This window comes from Streptomyces sp. NPDC001270 (assembly GCF_042896695.1).
Classification (GTDB): domain Bacteria; phylum Actinomycetota; class Actinomycetes; order Streptomycetales; family Streptomycetaceae; genus Streptomyces.
In genome coordinates this window covers 61,826-79,871 of sequence record NZ_JBIAXM010000005.1, presented here as the reverse complement: position 1 = coordinate 79,871, position 18,046 = coordinate 61,826, and the positions used below count along the sequence as shown (strand labels likewise).

14 protein-coding genes are annotated in these 18,046 nt (G+C 74.1%); 7 read left to right on the top strand and 7 right to left on the bottom strand.

The features are described from left to right. The first annotated feature begins 673 nt into the window (after window positions 1-673). The 3 genes from ACFY2B_RS10370 to ACFY2B_RS10360 all read left to right on the top strand — a co-directional run bounded on the left by ACFY2B_RS10370 (window position 674) and on the right by ACFY2B_RS10360 (window position 2,844). Window positions 674-1,228 (top strand): HPP family protein, encoded by a 555-nt coding sequence (locus tag ACFY2B_RS10370; protein WP_390762720.1) that lies wholly within the window; start codon window positions 674-676, stop codon window positions 1,226-1,228. Between the two features lie 199 nt (window positions 1,229-1,427). Then, window positions 1,428-2,303, top strand: a complete 876-nt coding sequence (locus ACFY2B_RS10365) for an isocitrate lyase/phosphoenolpyruvate mutase family protein (RefSeq protein ID WP_390762719.1) — start codon at window positions 1,428-1,430, stop codon at window positions 2,301-2,303. A 109-nt stretch (window positions 2,304-2,412) separates the two neighbouring features. Next, window positions 2,413-2,844: an NUDIX hydrolase gene (locus tag ACFY2B_RS10360; RefSeq protein WP_376522882.1), complete on the top strand. Its 432-nt coding sequence runs from the start codon at window positions 2,413-2,415 to the stop codon at window positions 2,842-2,844. On the opposite strand, the gene ACFY2B_RS10355 is transcribed toward ACFY2B_RS10360, so the two are convergent. The 3 genes from ACFY2B_RS10355 to ACFY2B_RS10345 are packed head-to-tail and all read right to left on the bottom strand — an operon-like array spanning window position 2,825 to window position 5,642. Further along, complete coding sequence (locus ACFY2B_RS10355) at window positions 2,825-3,553, bottom strand: hypothetical protein (protein WP_390762718.1); 729 nt, start codon at window positions 3,551-3,553, stop codon at window positions 2,825-2,827. The two genes, ACFY2B_RS10360 and ACFY2B_RS10355, sit on opposite strands and share 20 nt — an antisense overlap. Window positions 3,554-3,590: 37 nt before the next feature. Then, window positions 3,591-4,973 (bottom strand): hypothetical protein, encoded by a 1,383-nt coding sequence (locus ACFY2B_RS10350; RefSeq protein WP_390762717.1) that lies wholly within the window; start codon window positions 4,971-4,973, stop codon window positions 3,591-3,593. Between the two features lie 60 nt (window positions 4,974-5,033). Next, complete coding sequence (locus ACFY2B_RS10345; RefSeq protein WP_390762716.1) at window positions 5,034-5,642, bottom strand: TetR/AcrR family transcriptional regulator; 609 nt, start codon at window positions 5,640-5,642, stop codon at window positions 5,034-5,036. Between the two features lie 220 nt (window positions 5,643-5,862). Between ACFY2B_RS10345 and ACFY2B_RS10340 the strand changes: the two genes are divergently transcribed. Then, window positions 5,863-7,074, top strand: a complete 1,212-nt coding sequence (locus ACFY2B_RS10340) for an MFS transporter (RefSeq protein WP_390762715.1) — start codon at window positions 5,863-5,865, stop codon at window positions 7,072-7,074. Window positions 7,075-7,141: 67 nt separating this feature from the next. Here ACFY2B_RS10340 and ACFY2B_RS10335 read toward each other — a convergent pair whose 3' ends face one another. From ACFY2B_RS10335 to ACFY2B_RS10320, 4 genes are all read right to left on the bottom strand, one after another. Then, entirely contained in the window at window positions 7,142-7,420 is a 279-nt protein-coding gene (locus ACFY2B_RS10335; RefSeq protein WP_390762714.1) for a hypothetical protein, read from the bottom strand. Continuing rightward, entirely contained in the window at window positions 7,417-10,272 is a 2,856-nt protein-coding gene (locus tag ACFY2B_RS10330) for a glycoside hydrolase family 2 TIM barrel-domain containing protein (protein WP_390762713.1), read from the bottom strand. Before ACFY2B_RS10330 ends, ACFY2B_RS10335 begins: the two co-directional genes overlap by 4 nt. Before the next feature lie 453 nt (window positions 10,273-10,725). After that, window positions 10,726-11,961: an ROK family transcriptional regulator gene (locus ACFY2B_RS10325; protein ID WP_390762712.1), complete on the bottom strand. Its 1,236-nt coding sequence runs from the start codon at window positions 11,959-11,961 to the stop codon at window positions 10,726-10,728. A gap of 138 nt (window positions 11,962-12,099) precedes the next feature. Next, the gene (locus ACFY2B_RS10320) at window positions 12,100-13,344 is read right to left on the bottom strand and encodes an FAD-binding protein (protein WP_390762711.1); all 1,245 of its coding nucleotides are present in this window, start codon (window positions 13,342-13,344) and stop codon (window positions 12,100-12,102) included. A 195-nt stretch (window positions 13,345-13,539) separates the two neighbouring features. On the opposite strand from ACFY2B_RS10320, the gene ACFY2B_RS10315 reads away from it, so the two are divergent. From ACFY2B_RS10315 to rsgA, 3 genes are all read left to right on the top strand, one after another. Then, window positions 13,540-14,871, top strand: coding sequence for a radical SAM protein (locus ACFY2B_RS10315; RefSeq protein WP_376522863.1), 1,332 nt, complete (start codon window positions 13,540-13,542; stop codon window positions 14,869-14,871). Window positions 14,872-15,141: 270 nt separating this feature from the next. Continuing rightward, window positions 15,142-16,683 carry a cellulose binding domain-containing protein gene (locus ACFY2B_RS10310; RefSeq protein ID WP_390762710.1) on the top strand — a complete coding sequence of 514 codons (1,542 nt, stop codon included), beginning with the start codon at window positions 15,142-15,144 and terminating at the stop codon, window positions 16,681-16,683. A gap of 247 nt (window positions 16,684-16,930) precedes the next feature. Beyond that, window positions 16,931-18,025, top strand: coding sequence for a ribosome small subunit-dependent GTPase A (rsgA, locus tag ACFY2B_RS10305; protein ID WP_390762709.1), 1,095 nt, complete (start codon window positions 16,931-16,933; stop codon window positions 18,023-18,025). Window positions 18,026-18,046: the final 21 nt, after the last annotated feature.

Genomic DNA, 18,046 nt, shown 5'->3' with positions numbered 1-18,046 from the left:
TCCGAGGCCGACGACGGGCCATGGCCCCTCGGCCACGCACCACCGACCGGCCGCGGCGGCAACGCCACCCGCCCGGTCACCACCCCGGACCATTCCCGGTCTCGGCCCGACGGCCCGTCCGCCCGTCCGCCCAGCCGCCTGACCGTCTGGCCCTGGCCCACCACTCACCCGATACAGAACTTGCCCCATCCGATTCCGGACTGCCCCCACCCGGCACGGAATCGGCCCCGCCCGATACCTGACTGCCCTGCGCGGCGGGCCAGTTCGCCGACGCGGCCCCTGAGCCGACGCCGCGGAACGCCCCCACGGCGAGTCGATAAAGGTCCTCAATTGCTCGATAAGTGAACGATCTTGGACAGGATCCGGCCGACGACGTCAGGATGCCGGGCGTGATCCCCGTCTTCACGGACGACGAGCCGCGTGGGCCGAGAGCGGGGATGTTTCCGAGGAGTTCGCGTGCTGATTCCGAGCGCCCCGCAGACTTGCGCCCCGCCCGGCAGTCCAGAGATCGCTCCGTACCCGTTCCGCCCGACCCTCAGTCCGACCCCGACCCCGACCCCGACCCCGACCCCGACCCCGACCCTGATTCCGATTCGGACCCCGACTCGGGCTGTGGGCGGCCTCCTCCGCTCCGCGGCCGTCGGTCTCCCGTCCGGGCGGGAGTGCCGGATCCATGGCGGCTGAAGCGCCCGGAACAACGAAAACCGTCGATGCGCCGGCCCGCCCGCCGAAGCGCTCCCTGCCGCGCAGATGGACGTCCGACGAACCACGGCTGCCCCGGGGCAGGGTCGTCGCGTCGGCCGTCACCACGTCGGCCGGACTGGCCGTGCTGGTGGCGGTGGGCACGCTCATGCACCAGACGGTGCTGGTACCGCCGCTCGCGGCCACGGCGGCGATCGTCACCGCCACCCCCGACTCGCCTCTCGCCCAGCCCCGCCACGTCCTCGGCGGCCACCTGCTGTCCTGCCTCGTCTGCTTCGCCGCGCTCGCGCTCGGTTTTCACGGTCCGTGGGCCGCCGTCGTGGCCTGCGGCATCGCGTGCGCACTCGTACTGCTGCTCAAGGCGGCCCATCCACCCGCTCTGGCGACCGCCGTCATGATCATGCTCACGGACCCGCCTCCTGGCCGCTTCGTACCCCTGCTGGCCGCCGGCGCGGTGCTGCTGGTCCTGGTGCAGATGGTCTCCGCCCGTCTGCGACGAGAGGTCTACCCCACGTCCTGGTGGTGAGCCGACACGGCCGTGACGTCGGCCGCCGTCGCCCGCCATCGGCCGCCGCGCCCGCCCGCGCACCGCGACCACCCGAGTCGTCACCGGCCGCGGGCGACAGACAGGTCGGCATCAGGTGGAGGCGCGGACGAGCCCTCGGCGACGCGATCCCACGACAGTTCGGTCGGCGCCGAAGCGAACCGGGCCTAGCGTCGGCCCTATGAGCGACATCGCGCAGAAAACCGCGGCGGAAGCGGCCGTGGCGGCCGTGGAAGGGGCAGCGGGATCGTTGCCGGGGCTGCGAGGGGAGACGGAGCCGGAAGCCGGTCCGCGTACGAGCCGGTCCTTCGCCGCGCTCCACCACCGGCCCGGTCGGCCCCTGTTGCTGCCCAACGCCTGGGACCACGCCTCGGCCGCCGCCCTCGCGGCCCGCGGATTCGCGGCGATCGGGACGACGAGCCTCGGTGTCGCCGCGGCGGCCGGGCTGCCCGACGGCGCGGCGGTGACCCGCGATCACACCCTCCGGCTCGCCCTCACCCTCGGCACCGAGCCGTTCCTGCTCTCCGTCGACGCGGAGGGCGGTTTCAGCGACGAACCCGACGAAGTGGCCGAACTCGCACGGCAGTTGTGGGCCGTCGGGGCCGTCGGCGTCAACCTGGAGGACGGGCTCGGTCCCGCGGACCGGCATGCCGCGAAGATCGCCGCCGTCAAGGCGGCCGCACCCGGCCTGTTCGTCAACGCCCGCACCGACACCCACTGGCTGGGCGACGGCACGGGCACCCGCGAACGGCTGGACGTCTACCGACGGGCGGGCGCGGACGGCGTGTTCGTACCGGGGCTGAGCGCCCCCGAGGAGATCGCCGGTCTGGTGCGGCACCTCGACGTCCCCCTGAACGTCCTCTACTCGCCCACCGGGCCCACCGTGCGCCACCTCGCCGACCTGGGCGTGCGCCGGATCAGCCTCGGCTCGCTGCTCTACCGCAGGGCCCTGGGCGCCGCCCTGGACGCCATGACCGACATCGCGGACGGCCGCGCACCGGACGGTACGACGCCCTCGTACGACGACGTACGGGCACTGGAACGGCGGCCCGGATGAGAGCGAGAGCACAGCCCGGTCCGGGGCACGCTGGTACGGTGGGCGTCTTTCTGGGTATGCCTGTACGACAGACCTTTTCGACTCGTCACCGGCGAGAGACCGAGGAACCATGGACCTGGAGATCCCCGGCGAGAGGCGCCTGGCCGCCGCCGTCGTGATGGACGAACGGGAGCGGGTGCTCCTGGTGCGCCGCAGCGAGCGCGAGCGGTTCCTGCCCCGGGTGTGGGGCGTGCCGTGCGGGAAACTGGAGCCGGGGGAGAGCCCCATGGACGGCGCCCTGCGCGAACTGAAGGAGGAGACCGGCCTGCTCGGCGAGATCGTCGGCCGGGTCGGCGAGTCCTCCTTCGTCAGCGACTACCGCGGTCACGAGGTCAAGAACTGGCAGGACAACTTCCTGGTCAGGCCGCTGACCCGGGTCGTCACCCTGCCCGAGCCGGACCAGGCCCACGCCTGGCTGGCCCTCGACGAGCTGACCGGCGTCGACATCGACGACTACAACCTGGATGTTGTCCGCCAGGCCGTCACGTATACGAGCTTCTGAGCAGTTCGGCCAGCTCGTCCAGCGCCGTCAGATAGCCCGGCACGTCCAGCGGAACCTTCGCCACCGCCCCCGGATGCGGACCGGCCACCGTGAACACGTCCGTGTGCCGCCGGCGCCCCGCCCCCGTCTCCAGGAACAGCGTCACCGTCGGCGCGTCCGTGTCGCACCAGGCGCGGTGCAGGGTGTGCGCGGGCAGCGCGTAGGTGCTGCCCGCCGTGTAGCGCCCCACCTGAGTCAGCCGTAGCGGCTGACGTCCGGCCGGCGCCAGCCGCCAGTCCGCCGAACCGTCCGACAGCGTCTCCTCGTAGCGGTCCGCCGCGATCCCGTCGCCCCCGGCCTCGTACAGCTCCATCGCCAGCCGGCCCCGCACGATGCAGGAGGCCAGCGCGCAGCGGTGGTTGTGGACGTCCTCCTTGCCCGCCGAGCCGGTGCCGGGATGCCACACGTGGGCGCGCAGCATGTGCCCGGTGCCGGTGTCGACCAGCAGGAGCTTGTCGAAGCCGAGGACGTGCCGGTACGACAGCCGGGCGCAGCCCGCCGGGTCGCCCTCGCCCGAGGCCAGCTCGGCGATCAGCTCCAACAGCCGGTCGGGGGAGCCCAGTTCGGCGATCACCGCGCGGGCCGCCAACACCCTTTCGTGTTCGGGCAGTTCACCGTCCAGGGACTCGGCCAGCAACCGCCGTGCCGCCAGGACCTGTCGACCGCCCATGCACCCACCCTTCGACCGCCGGGCCGGAACGACGGGTTCAGCCGTCCGGCTGATACATCCATACGGCATGCGCCCGCATCGCCGAAAGACCTTGATAGGTCATCCACATGGGGCGGCGCAGCTCGGTGCCGTCGCCCCGGTCCCAGCTCCAGATGCCGTCCGTGTGCCCCGCCCACACGGCGGCGAACGCCCCGTCGAGCCGCTCCCGCCAACGCGCCTGGAGACCGTCCGCCAGCGCGACCTCGCGGGCACCCGGCGTGGTAAGGGCGCGCACCAGCCAGGACGCGGTGAAGTGCCGCACGTTCAGTACCTCGTGCCGGGCCGGGTCGTCGGTGCGCGGCCTGCGCACCTCCTCACGCAGGTTCGTCACGTCCGGGCAGACGTCGTGCCGCGGGTCGGGGCAGGCGAGCAGCCAGCGCACCCCGTCCTGCCGGGCCGCCCGCGCCCCCGCGCTCTCGCCCAGCACCCGCGCCGCCCGGTCCAGGGCGACCACGGCCTGCGCGGTGTGCAGCGCCGACGGCGGCCCGTACGGCGGACACAACCGGTACGCCCAGCACCGCAGATGCTCCCGGCGCTCGTCGTCGAGCGCGCCGTCCACCAGGGCCTCGCACAGCTCGGGCAGGTGCGGGGAGCGGGGCGCGGCGCGCAGCAGACCGCGCAGCACGGTCGTGACGACATGGGTCGAGTCCCGGCCTGCCGGGTCGAGCGCGCGGGTGAACCGCGTGGTGCACCCGGTCACCTCCGCCGCCACCCGGTCGCCCGACGACCCGGCCCGCGCCAGCGCACCCAGCACCAGCGCGGTGATCTCGGGCCGGGCCTCGGAACCCTGGGTGCGCGCCGACCAGCCACCGTCCGGCAGCCGCAGCCGCCACAGCGTCTCCACCAGGTCGCCGGTGCTCAACCGCCCGTCGGGCACCCCCAGATCGAGCATCATGTGCAGGCCGTACGCCGTGCTGAGCGCCGTGGGCGGCGCCGCGTCGCCCTCGCCCAGCGAGTGCGACCAGCCGGTGAGCCGGCCGCGCACCGGGTCGTCGACCACGGTCACCTCGCCCACCAGCGTCTCGTACGCGGCCGCCAGCACCCCCGGCAGCGGGCCGGGCGTCCCGGCAGCCGTCCTGGCGGACACCGCGGCGGGCCGCCCCGCCCCGGCGGCCCGCACCCGCAGCAGCGCCGCCGCCAGCCAGGCCGCCACCGCCGTACCGACCCCGCTCACCCCGGCGACCAGCCACTTGGCCGGTTCCCCGCCGAGCGAGTCCGGCAACACCCCGAACAGGGCCTGGAAGACGCCGTATCCCGCCGCCGCGCAGCCCAGGCCGCCCAGCCAGCCGACGAACCGGGCGGGCGAGCCCACGCCTGCCGGCGGCACCGGACCGGCCGCCCCGGATCCCGAGGGTCCGCGTCCCAACTGCTGTTGCGACAAGGCGCGCTCCCTCCCCCGCGGCGGCACACGACACCCGCTCACACTCGCGAAAAGTCCAGTCTATGGGGTCGGCGGGACCCCGGGGGCGTCGGCGGCGGGCGCCGTCCGGGGCCAGTGCTCCAGCGCGATGTGCAGGGCGTCGACCGCCTTGTCCCAGGAGAGCTGTACGTCGCGCGGGGCGCCGAAACCGCCCGCCGACTCCAGGGCGCAGTAGCCGTGGAAGGTGCTGCGCAGCAGGCGTACGGCGTCGGTCAGATCGGGTTCGGCGAGGCCGTAGGCGCGCAGCAGGCCGTAGGTGATCTCGGCGGTGCGGCGCAGGGCGGGGGAGTCCGTGACGAGGTCCTGGTCGATCCGGATCTGGGTGGCCGCGTACCGGCCCGGCCGCTGAAGCGCGTACGACCGGTAGGCCGCGGCGAACGCGACCAGCGCGTCCTTTCCGGTCCGGCCCGCCACGGCGTCCGCGATCCGGTCGATCAGCTCGCCGCCCGCGTACAGCGCGAGCCGGGTGCGCAGTTCTCCCAGACCGCGGACGTGCGAGTACAGGCTGGCGTCCCTGACGCCGAAGCGGCGGGCCAGCGCGGACAGGGTGACCTGCTCGAAGCCCACCTCGTCGGCCAGTTCGGCCGCCGCGGCGACGAGCCGGTCGACGGTGAGTCCTGCCCGGGGCATGCGGCGGGCGACCTCCGAATCCCTCTGTCAGCGGCCGGTCGGCGGCCGGTGGACCGGCCGAGAGCCGGCCGCTCCACCGACGGTCGGTCGGTCCACGGTCGGCCGGCCGGCCGTCCCATGCGGCCGGCCGCCTAATATAGCCAGGTCCGGCGGTGCGTCGGCGCGGGCCGCGGGCGGGGAGCCGGGCCCAGACGCACGCGGTGATACGGGGGTGGGGCGGATGGATGACGGAGCGCGGCCCCTGTGGCGGCAACGGGACTTCGGGACCTTCTGGTTCGCGCAGACCCTGTCCGTGCTCGGCGACTCCTTCGCGATGATCGCCCTGCCGCTGCTGGTGCTCCAGGCCACCGGTTCGCTCGCCCGGATGGGGCTGCTGACGGCGGTGGGCGGTGCGGCCTCCGTGCTGGCCGCGGTGTTCGCCGGGGCGGTGGTGGACCGGGTGGACCGACGCAGGCTGCTGATCGGCTGCGACCTGGTGCGCATGGTGCTGTACGGACTGGTGCCGCTGGTGTGGGCGTTCGGCCCGCGCGGCTGGCTGCTCTACGTGGTCCTCCCGGTGTGCGAGGCCGTCGGCATGCTGTTCGCCGTCGCCTACGTCACCGTCGTGCGGGGGCTGGTCGACCGGGACCGGCTGACCGAGGCCAACGGCCGGCTGAACGCCACGGCGGCCGCGGCCGGGGTGCTCGGACCGCTGGGCGCGGGCCTGGTCGCGGCCTGGACGGGACCCTCCGCCGCGGTCGGTGTGGACGCGGCGAGCTTCGGGGTGTCGGCGGCCTGCCTGTGCTTCGTCCGGATCCGGGCGCGTGCCGTGGACGGCGCCGAACGGCCTGGGCGGGCCGGTCTGTGGCGGGACCTGCGCACCGGCGTGTCCTTCCTCCGCCACCACCCGGTGCTGCGCACCCTGACCGTCCTCCTCTTCGTCTTCAGCTTCCTCACCCTCGGCCTCACCGACCTGGTCATCTACCACGTCAAGCACGACCTCGGCCATCCGGACGGCACGGTCGGCACCGTCATGGCGGTGGGCGCGCTCGGCACGATCGCGGGCTCGCTCCTCGTCGCCCGGGTCCGCCGGCGGTTCGGTTTCGGGCCGACCTGGACCGGTTCGGTCGCGGTGTGCGGGCTGGCCTTCGCCGGCCTCGGCCGGACGCACGAGGTGGCCGTCGTCGCCGTGCTGAGCGCCGCCTTCCTGGCCTGCGTGGGCATGGCGGGCACCTGCTCCATGTCCCTGCGGCAGGAGGTCACTCCGGAACCCCTGCTGGGCCGCGTCACCTCCGCCTTCTGGACCCTCCAGTACTCGGCGGCACCGGTCGGCGCCGCCGTCCTCACCTGGGCCGCGGAACGGCACGGTACGGCCCTGGTCGCCGCCGTCGCCGGCGGCTGCTGCGCACTGATCGCCGCGGTCGCGCCGGCCACCCCGATCCGGGGGGCGTGACCGGCGGGTCGTGGGTGCCGCGCCCAGGGCCTCCAGCCGCATGCCGATACGGTCCCACCGCGCCCCTTCAGGGCGTTGCCGGACCGCAGCGGATTCCGCCCGGCCCGCTCAGCCGTCGGGCGTCCTCGTCCGCCGGACCAGCCCCAGCGCCGCCGGCAGCGACGCGCCGGACAGCGCGGGCGCCCGACGGGGACAGGCCGAACGCGCCGCGCAGGCCGGGCACCGCCGGCCCGTAGAGGGCCTGGAGCATGCCGATGAGGACGAAGGCGACGCAGGACGCCACCGCGGCCGGCCGGGTGAACAGGCGCCGGCCGGCCGCGGTGGCCGTGATGTCCTGGTCGGTCAACCGAGTTCCGAGAAGACGAAGGAGAACTCGGCGGGTTCGGCCCGCAGGTAGTACTGCGGGAGCGGGCCGGGACCGCAGGACTGCGAGCCGATGCCGTGCTGGCCGTGGTCCAGGTTGACCCACACCGTGTCACCGGGCGTGAGGTCGCTGCGGTGGGTGGCGGCGTCCAGTTGCTCGGTGGTCCAGCGGCGGGCGGTGAACCAGAACTCCGGGTCGCCCTCGACGCGCAGCCCGCCGATCTCCGCCCAGCGGACGTCGGCGCGGGCGCCGTTCTCCTGCGGGCGGACGTACGGGGTCTGCAGGTCGTCGACCGTGGACTCCCAACGGGCCGGCAGCGCCGCCGACCTCGTGTCCGGGTACGCCTCGCCGGGGCCGCCGCCGAACCAGCGCACCCGGTCGGCGGCCGACAGCCCGAGGCGGACACCGAGCCGGGGCAGCGGCACCGTCCAGTCGCCCTCGGGGGTCACGGACACCGTGAGCCGCACCCGGTCGCCGTCCGACGTCCAGCGGTACACCGTCGCCAGCCCCGCCTCCCGGGCGGCGGGTGCCACCCGGGTGCGCACCGTCAGCGCGTCGCCTTCCGTTTCCACCGCGTCGATGCGGTGCCGCATGCGCTGCAGACCGAGCCGGCGCCACAACGGCCCGTACCGGGTGTCGGTCTGCCAGGCCGCGCCGTCGTCGTTGTCGGTGGGCGCCCGCCACACGTCGAGGCGCGGACCGGTGACCGGCACCGCGCCGATCGCCGTCAGCGTGCCGGTCCGGGCGTCGAAGGCGGCCGGGCCGAGGGTGATCAGCCGCTCGCCGGGCACCGGACGCGTACTCGCCGTGACGGACGGCACCGGGCGCGCCGTGACCGGGAACCGCCCCCAGGCGACCACGTGGCCGCGCGGCGCCCACGCGGTGTCGGCGGCCAGTACCGCCCGTACCGTCCCCTGGACCTCGCCCGGACCCGCCGGGGGCGGCTGGGGGAGCTTCACCTCGGCCGACTCGCCGGGTGCCAGGGCCGGCACCGCCAGCGCGCCCGACTCGACCGTCTCGCCGTCCACCTGGTACGACCACTCGAAGGCGAACGCGGACAGATCGGCGAAGTCCTGCTTGTCGGTGATGCGCACGGTGCCGCGCGCGCCGTCCCCGTCGATCAGGACGGGCTCGATCACCTTCTTGTACTCGACCAGACCGGGGGAGGGCCGGCGGTCCGGGAACAGCAGGCCGTCGCAGACGAAGTTCCCGTCGTGCAGTTCCTCCCCGAAGTCGCCGCCGTACGCGAAGCCGTACCGCTCGTCCTCGATGCCGTGGTCGATCCACTCCCAGATGAACCCGCCCTGGAGCCGCTCGTACGACTCGAAGATCCGCTGGTAGTCGGCGAGGCCGCCGGGACCGTTGCCCATGGCGTGCCCGTACTCGCACAGGATGAAGGGGAGTTCGCGGCGGCGCCGGGTGCCGCCGTCCAGGCCGCGGCCGATCCGTTCGACCTCGGCGTGCGGGGCGTACATCCGCGAGTACACGTCCGTGTCACGGCAGGTGTGGTCGCCCTCGTAGTGGACGAGCCGCGACGGGTCCCGGCCGTGGATCCACTCGGACATCGCGGTCAGGCCGCGGCCGGTGCCGGCCTCGTTGCCCAGCGACCAGATCACCACCGACGGGTGATTCTTGTCCCGCTCCACCATGCGGGCGGTACGGTCCAGCAGGGCCGGGGTCCAGCGGTCGTCGTCGACGGGGTTGTCCCGCCACCCCTGCTCGGTGAAGCCATGGGTCTCCAGGTCGCACTCGTCGATCACCCACAGGCCCAGTTCGTCGCACAGGGCGAGGAAGGCGGGGTGCGGCGGATAGTGCGAGGTGCGTACGGCGTTGATGTTGTGCCGCTTCATCAGCAGCACGTCCTCGCGCATGGTCGCCATGTCGAGGGCGCGGCCCAGCCGCGGGTGCCACTCGTGCCGGTTGACGCCCTTGAACAGCACCGGCCTGCCGTTGACCTTGATCAGGCCGTCGGCCAGTTCCACCGTGCGGAAGCCGACGCGCAGCGGCACCCGTTCGCCCTCGGTGGCCAGCACGCCGTCGTACAGCGTCGGGGTCTCCGCGGTCCACGGCCGGGCCGGGACCGTGACCGGCTCGCCGGTCGCGACGTCGATGCCGAGGCCGGGCACGGTGACCCGGCCGTCCACGTCCGAGTCGACGCGCAGCGTGCCCGTGCCGGTGCGGTGATCGTAGGAGGCGTGCACGAAGAAGTCGAGGACGGCGCCCGCCGGGCGGTGCAGCAGGGTGACGTCACGGAAGATGCCGGGCAGCCACCACTGGTCCTGGTCCTCCAGGTACGAGCCGGCCGACCACTGGTGGACCCGGACGGCGAGCACGTTGCCGGTGGGCCGCAGCAGGTGTCCGACCGCGAACTCGTGCGGCAGCCGGGACCCCTTGAACTCGCCGATGTCCGTGCCGTTCAGCCAGACGCGGGCGCAGGACTCCACCCCGTCGAAGCGCAGCACGCAACCGTCCTCGGCGAGGTCCGGCCAGTCGTCGGGGAGGTCGAAGAGGCGCAGGTGGTCGCCGGTCGGGTTCTCGGTGGGCACGCGGGGCGGGTCCACCGGGAACGGGTAGAGGTGGTTGGTGTAGATCGGGGAGCCGTGGCCCTGGAGCACCCAGTGGCCGGGCACCGGGATCTCCGCCCAGCCGCCGGAGTCGTAGCCCGGCTCCGCGAACGTGTCGTCCTCGGCGTCGGCTGTCGGCGACAGGCGGAAGCGCCAACCGCCGTTCAGGGACAGGGAAGCGGCGTCGGAGGAGGGGTACCAGGCGCGGGGCGGAAGGGCCCCGGAGCCGGGCGAGACGTCCTCGACGTAGTCAACGGTCCGGAAAGACATCGGTCTCCTTGCTCGGCCCCCGACGCCGGTCCGCGCGGCTCCCGCACCGGCCGTCGCCGGGGGAGAGGAGGAACGCGGGCGGCGGGGGCGGGATGGACGTGGCGGTGGCCGTGGAGATCAGGTGGCGGGGACGGTCGGGTCGGTCGAGGCGATCGTGGTGGCCGTGACGGGGGCGGTCGCGGTGGCCGCGACCGGGGTGGTCGCGCGGAACCCCAGGAAGTACTGCCGGACGGGTCGGCGGGTGGCACCGCCGTTACCGCGGCCGGAGCCGCGGCCGTTGGGACGCTACCCTTCGCCCAATGCTTCGGCAAGGGGTTGGACGAAGTGCGCCCCGAAAGAGGTGGGGAGCGGGTGGGGCTGCCTGTTCGAGCTGTTCGAGCGAGGCCGGGAACCCGGGGGAGGGAGCTGCCATGACGGATCCGCGGTCGACGTACCGGACGTCCCGCGGAGCGCTCAGCGCCTGGCCGGGGGCCTGGTGCGGGCCGGGTCCTGGCCCGGCCGGCCGCCCGGCTGGAGCGCGCCCTCCAGCGCGAACGTCGCCGCGCCCAGGGAGACCGGGTCGGTGGGGATCGGCGAGAGGACGATCTCGGTGGCGGCCAGCGGGCGGCGCAGCGCGTACCCGGCGACGGCCCCGCGCACCTCCGCGAGCAGCCGCTCACCGAGCCGCGCGGCGACCCAGCTGCTGAGCACGACGACCTCCGGGTTGAGCAGGTTGATCAGGTCCGAGATGCCCGCGCCGAGATAACGGGCGGTGTCGCGGACCACCGTGACCGCCACCGGGTCGTCGGCGGCCACCGCGCGGGCCAGCGCGTCGATCGTGGCCGTCTGGTCCTCCGGGTGCAGCAGCGCGGACCGCGGGCTGACCTCGCGCAGGTTCCGCATGATGCCGGGCGCGCCGACGTACGTCTCCACGCAGCCCTGATTGCCGCAGTGGCACCGCCGGCCGTCCAGTACGAGCGTGGTGTGCCCCCACTCGCCGGCACTGTTGCTGACCCCCCGGTACAGCCCGCCGCCGAGCGCCAGACCCGCGCCGACCCCGGTGCCGAGGTTGACCACCACGGCGTCCCCCCGGCCGCGCGCGGCCCCGAACCACAGCTCGGCCACCGTGCAGGCGCGCAACGGGTTGTCCAGGTACAGCGGATAGGCGATGTGCTCGGCGAGCAGGGCGTGCAGCGGTACGCCGTGCCAGTCCCAGTTGGCCGCGTACTCGGCGACGCCGGAGTCCCGGTCCACCTGGCCGGGGAAGCTCACCCCCACACCGAGGACCCGGGCCGCCTCGACCCCGGCCTGCGCCACCACCGAGCCGACCGCCGCGGCGACGTGCCCGACCACCTGCTCCGGGCGGTTCTCGTCGGGACGCAGCTCCTCGTCGGCGCGGGCCAGCACGTTCAGCGCGAGATCGAACAGCTCGGCATGGACGTAGGTCTCCGCGATGTCGACGCCGATCAGCGCGCCCCCCGAGGCGTTGACGGCGACGAGCCCGCGCGGGCGGCCCCCCGCCGAGTCCTCGAAGCCGACCTCGGTGATCATGCGGAGGTCGAGCAGCTCCCCGACGAGCGTGGCGACCGTGGCCAGGCTCAGCCCGGTGGCAGCGGCCAGCTCCTGCCGGGACGCCGGGGACTCGGCGATGATCTGGCGCAGCACCTCGTAGCGGTTCGCGGTACGGATGTCACGGGACGTGCGCTTCACGGAACTGCCCCTCCCAGCCCCGTTCCCGCGGGCCGGACGGGGGCGGCTTCGGCGTCGGGCTCCGGCGTGGCGCAAGGGTATGGGCTGGAAGGGGCGTGGGCAAGTTCGGCCAGGACTTAGGAAATGGCCTTTATGAAGTCACTCGCCCAGGGCGTCGCGGACGAAGTCGTTGGCGAACTTCCCGGCCGGATCCAGGGATCTCGCGAGCGCCAGGAAGTCGTCGAGACGCGGATAGCGCCCGCGCAGCACGGACGCCGACGCGGTGAACACCTTGCCCCAGTGCGGGCGCGGTCCGAACGGATCCAGCGCCTCCTCCAGCCGCCGCACCACCGGCAGCACCGCGGCGATGTCGTCGACCCAGGTGAAGTGCAGCGCGACCGAGTCCCGGCCGTGCGCGGGGCCGAGCCACTGCGGGTCGGCGGCGACGGTCCGCACCTCGCAGGTCTGCACCACGGGGGCGACCGTCCCCCGGACCGCGTCCAGCGCGTGCAGCGCGTCGAGGGCGGCCGGCCGCGGCAGCAGGTACTCCGACTGCAACTCGTCGCCGCTGCTCGGGGTGAAGTCCGCCCTGAAGTGCGGCAGCCGTTCGTGCCAGGGACCGGGCACCCCGAACTGCGGGGTGCAGTTGACCGCGGGCATGCCCGGCACCGGGTGCATGGCCTCGGCCGCGGGCGCCGCCCACGGGAAGACCGGCGGCGCCTGGTCGGTGCGCCGCTTCAGCCACACCTGCCGGAAGCCCGGCTCCCGCCAGTCGGTGAACAGGCTCACGCTGTACGCCGCCGCCGCGACCGTCTCGAAGTCGAGTCCGGCCAGCGGCAGTTCCGTGAAGACGTGCTGCTCTACCTCATAGGCCGGTTCCAGGTCGAGGGTGAGCGCGGTGACCACGCCGAGTGCGCCGAGGGAGGTGACCGCACCGTCGAAGCGGGCGTCGCCTCGCGCGACGACCACCGTCGAGCCGTCCGCGGTCAGCAGCTCCACCTCCCGTACCGGGGCGGCCAGCGAGCCGTTGCCGACCCCCGAGCCGTGGGTGCCGGTGGCCACCGAACCGGCCACCGAGATGTGCGGCAGGGAGGCCATGTTGGGCAGGGCGAGACCGTGCGCGTGCACCGTGCGGGCCAGTTCGGCGTACCGGACGCCGCCCGCGACCCGTACCGTGCGGGCCGCCGTGTCCACGTCGAGGGCGGGCGGCAGGCCGGCGATCGAGACCAGGACGCCGTCGGCGCCCGGGTCGGCGATCCGGTTGAAGGAATGGCCGCTGCCCAGCACCCGCAGCCGTGTGGCGGCGGTCACCACGGACCGCAGCGCGTCCAGCGACCGCGGGCGGTGGTACTCCTTGGCCGTGTACGTGATGTTGCGCGCCCAGTTGGTGACTCTCTGCGTCAACCCCGTCACCCCTCCCAGTGAGTGCTCGTGCTGCTCCGACCTTCTCATTCGCGGCGCCGCACGGCGGCGGTCCCCCCTGGTCGGAGTGGCGTGGACGCCGTGGCGACCCGGCCCGCGGGGGGACCCGGCACATCCGACGCGCGAGCGGGGGCATACCGTGAGGAGTCGAACGCCTGAGCCGGGAGGAGACACGGGATGGGCAGCCGTACCGCGCTGGTCGAGGATCTGATGGAGCGCTTCCCGCACGTACCGCGGGAAGCCGTCTTCAAGGAGGACCTGCTACGGGGCGGTGTCGCCTTCGACGCGTCCGCCCTGTCCGACAACGAGGACGGCGAGGTCAAACCGAAGTCGTACTTCATCTTCTCCTTCGACCACGGCACCCTGCCGGAGCTGGGCGAGGCCGCGCTGCGCCGCCCGCCGGAGGAGATCATCCTCACCGGCGGACCGTACGACCTGCGCCGGACCGTGGTGTCCGTGCGGGTGAACCCGACCTCGCCGTACCGGGTCGCCGCCGACGGCGAGGGGCAGCTCGGGCTCTACCTCGACGGCAAGCGGATCGCCGACGTCGGCGTGCCGCCGATGCCCGAGTACTACCGGCACACCCTCTCCAACGGGAAGTCCGTGATGGAGGTGGCCCCCACCATCCAGTGGGGCTACCTGATCTACCTCACCGTCTTCCGCGTCTGCCAGTACTTCGGCGCGAAGGAGGAGTGCCAGTACTGCGACATCAACCACAACTGGCGCCAGCACAAGGCGGCCGGCCGGCCCTACACCGGCGTGAAGGACGTCGAGGAGGTCCTGGAGGCGCTGGAGATTATCGACCGGTACGACACCCAGAAGGCGTCCACCGCCTACACGCTCACCGGCGGCGCCATCACCAAGACGGTCGCCGGGCGCGACGAGGCCGATTTCTACGGCCACTACGCCAAGGCCATCGAGGAGCGCTTCCCGGGCCGCTGGATCGGCAAGGTGGTCGCCCAGGCCCTGCCCAAGGACGACGTGCAGCGCTTCAAGGACTACGGCGTGCAGATCTACCACCCGAACTTCGAGGTGTGGGACCGCCGTCTCTTCGAGCTGTACTGCCCGGGCAAGGAGCGCTACGTCGGCCGCGACGAGTGGCACCGCCGGATCCTGGACTCCGCCGACGTCTTCGGCGCGCGCAACGTCATCCCGAACTTCGTGGCCGGTGTCGAGATGGCCGAGCCGTTCGGCTTCACCACCGTCGACGAGGCCATCGCGTCCACCACCGAGGGCCTGCGCTTCTTCATGTCGCACGGGATCACGCCCCGCTTCACCACCTGGTGCCCGGAGCCCACCACCCCGCTCGGCAAGGCCAACCCGCAGGGTGCGCCGCTGGAGTACCACATCCGGCTCCTTGAGGCGTACCGCGCCACCATGGACGACTTCGGCCTGTCCTCCCCGCCCGGCTACGGCCCGCCCGGACCCGGCCGCGCGGTCTTCTCCGTCAGCTCCTTCATGGACAGCCTCCCGGCCCGGGAGACGGCGACCGAGCCGGCCGAGGTCTGAAGCCACCGGTGCCACCGGCCGTCGGACAGGGAGGTCCCTTCCGGCGGCCGTCCGGCATGCGCCGCGGGCCGCGTCCCGGCGCGCGGTTCCTGTCCGCGCGCGGCCCCGCACCCGGCCCCGAGCCCTGCCCCGACCGGCCCGGGGCCAGAGCCGAAGAGGCTGCTTGTCAGCCGTGTCAACGTCGTGAAAGGCTCGGCTTCGCCGCGAGGTTTCCCCACAACCGCACTGCCCCTATGGTGAGTTGACCTCGCCCGTGGACGCAGGAGACCCATGCCCGAACCGCCGACCCCTCAGGACGCCACCGAGGCCGCGCTGTTCGCCGAGTACGGGGACATCGTGCTCTTGTACGCCGACCTGTGCACCACCGGCACCGGGACGGCCGAACGACTGGCCACGGAGGCGTTCGCGCTCGGCCTGCGCGAGGCCCGCGCCATGGGATGCGCACCCGGGCGCACCGCGGGCCGGCGCACCGCCCGGCTGCCCGTGATCCCGCTGTTGCTCGCCGCCGTACGCGCCACGGCCGCCGGCTGGGAGGCCGCGGGGCGCGGCCACCAGCTCGACCCCGGCCTGCGGCTGTGGCTCACCTCCGGGCAGGCCGCCCGCTACACCGGGCCGCCCCCGCAGCGCCCGGTCGCCCTGCGCGGCCTCAGGGACCTCCAGGAGACGGACGCCACGCTGCTGTGGCTCGTCGAGGTGGAGGCACTGCCGCTGCCCGTCGTGGCCCGCAGGCTCGGGCTCGACCCGGACCTCGCGGCCCGCGAACTCGACCAGGCGCGGACCCTGTTCCGGGACCGCTGCCACCGCGCCCACCTCGACACCCCGATGGACGCGGAGTGCCGCAGCTTCGCCCGGCTGCTGGACGCGGTCACCCGCTCGCCCGCCGGCGACACCCCCGACGACCTCGCCCGGCACCTCGCCGGCTGCGCACGGTGCGCGGAGGCCGCCGGCTGCCTGCGGCTGCACGGCGGCGGACTGCCCGCGGCGCTGGCCGGCGGAGTCGTCGGCTGGGGCGGCCTCGCCTATCTGGAGCGCCGCCGCCGGGCGGCCGAGGCACGGCTCGGCGCGGGCCGCCCGGCGACACCGGCGGACCGGGAGACCGACGACCCGACGGCCGGCGCCGGCCACGGCCGTCTGCTGCGCAACAGCCTGCTCGCCACCGCCGTCCTGCTGTCGGTGCTGGCGCTCGGGGTGTCGATGATGCCCCGCGGCGGCACCGCCCGCACCCGGGGCTCCGACGCCGACTGGGCCGCCCGCCACGACAACCGGCACCCGTCCGCCGAGCCCGCCGAACCGCTGCCGTCCGCCGAGGCCAGCCGCCGCCCGCTGCCGTCCGCGAGCCCGTCGCGGTCCACGCCCGCCACCCGCTCCGCCACCCCCTCGGTGACCCGCACCGCCGTCGGGGTCGCCGACCGCGAACCCGACCCGGAACCCCAGGGCACCACGTCCGCGACCGCGTCCGCCGCCACCCGTGTTCCCGCCGCCACGGTCAGCGCCCCGGCCGCCTGCCGGGTCGAGTACGACCAGGTCGACGAGTGGACCGGCGGCTTCCAGGCCACCGTCACCGTCACCACCGCCGAGGCCCTGAGCGACTGGCGCGTCGCCTGGTCCTTCCGGGACGGCCAGCAGGTGAGCCAGATGTGGAACGCGCGGATCAGCCAGCAGGGCTCCCGGGTCACCGCGAACGCCACCGACTACGACGCGTCCGTCGCCGCGCACGGCAGCCTCAGCTTCGGCTTCCTCGGCACATGGCACGGCAGGAACTCCGCGCCGTACGCGTTCACGCTGAACGGCGCCGCCTGCGCCGCCTCCTGACCGCCCGCCGAAAAACAGGTTGACGCGGGGAGTTCGGGGCGGGATAGATTCTGCGTGCGCACACCGAGCGGTGCGCGCACCCGAGAGCGGACGAGGAGGTGTCGACCGATGGCTGTCGTTGCGATGGGCGCTGCCCGCATCCAGGAATCCATCAAGTCCACCTCCGTGGCCACCGGCTGACGACCACTCACCGAGCCGCGCACCAGGCGCGCGCCACCGCCGGGGCCACCCTGTGAAGGGTTTCCCGTTGTCTTCCACCTCCGCAGTTTTCGCCGCTCTCGCTCCCTACGGCTGGGACCGGGCGTGGGCCGACCAGTTCGCTCCCCACGCGGCCGAAGGGCTGCTGCCCGGCCGGGTCGTCCGCGTCGACCGCGGCCAGTGCGACGTGATCACCGCAGGCGGGGTGCTGCGCGCCGACACCGCCTTCGTCACCCCCCACGACCCGCTGCGGGTCGTGTGCACCGGCGACTGGGTCGCCGTCGAACCCGGCGGCAACCCGCGCTACGTACGGTCGTACCTGCCGCGCCGTACCGCCTTCGTGCGGTCCACCTCGTCCAAGCGGTCCGAGGGGCAGATCCTCGCCGCCAACGTCGACCACGCCGTCGTCGCCGTGTCCCTGGCCGTCGAACTCGACCTCGGCCGCGTCGAACGCTTCCTGGCCCTGGCCTGGGAGTCCGGGGCGCAGCCCGTGGTCGTGCTCAGCAAGGCCGACCTGGTGCCCGACCCGGTGACCCTCGCGCACCTCGTGCGGGACGTGGAGACGGCCGCGCCCGGGGTGCCGGTGCTGACCGTCAGCGCCCTGCGCGGGGAGGGCCTCGACACCCTCGTCGCGCTGGTCGGGGCGGGCACCTCCGTGCTGCTCGGGCAGTCCGGCGCGGGCAAGTCGACCCTCGCCAACGCCCTGCTCGGCGAGGACGTGATGGACGTCCGGGCCGCCCGGGACGTGGACGGCAAGGGCCGGCACACGACCACCACCCGCAACCTGCTCGCGCTGCCCGGCGGGGGCGTGCTCATCGACACACCGGGGCTGCGCGGCGTCGGGCTCTGGGATGCCGAGACCGGAGTCGGACAGGTGTTCGCCGAGATCGAGGAACTGGCGCAGGAGTGCCGCTTCCACGACTGCGCGCACGACTCCGAGCCCGGCTGCGCGGTCACGGCCGCCGTCGAGACCGGCCGGCTGCCGGTCCGCCGCCTGGAGAGCTACCGCAAGCTCGTCCGGGAGAACCAGTGGATCGTCGCCAAGACCGACGCGCGGGCCCGCGCCGAACTGCGCCGGGACTGGAAGCGGAAGGGGGCGGAGGGCAGGGCGGCGATGCAGGCCAAGCGCGGACACCTGCGCTGAGTCCGCGGGGGCGGCCGGCGG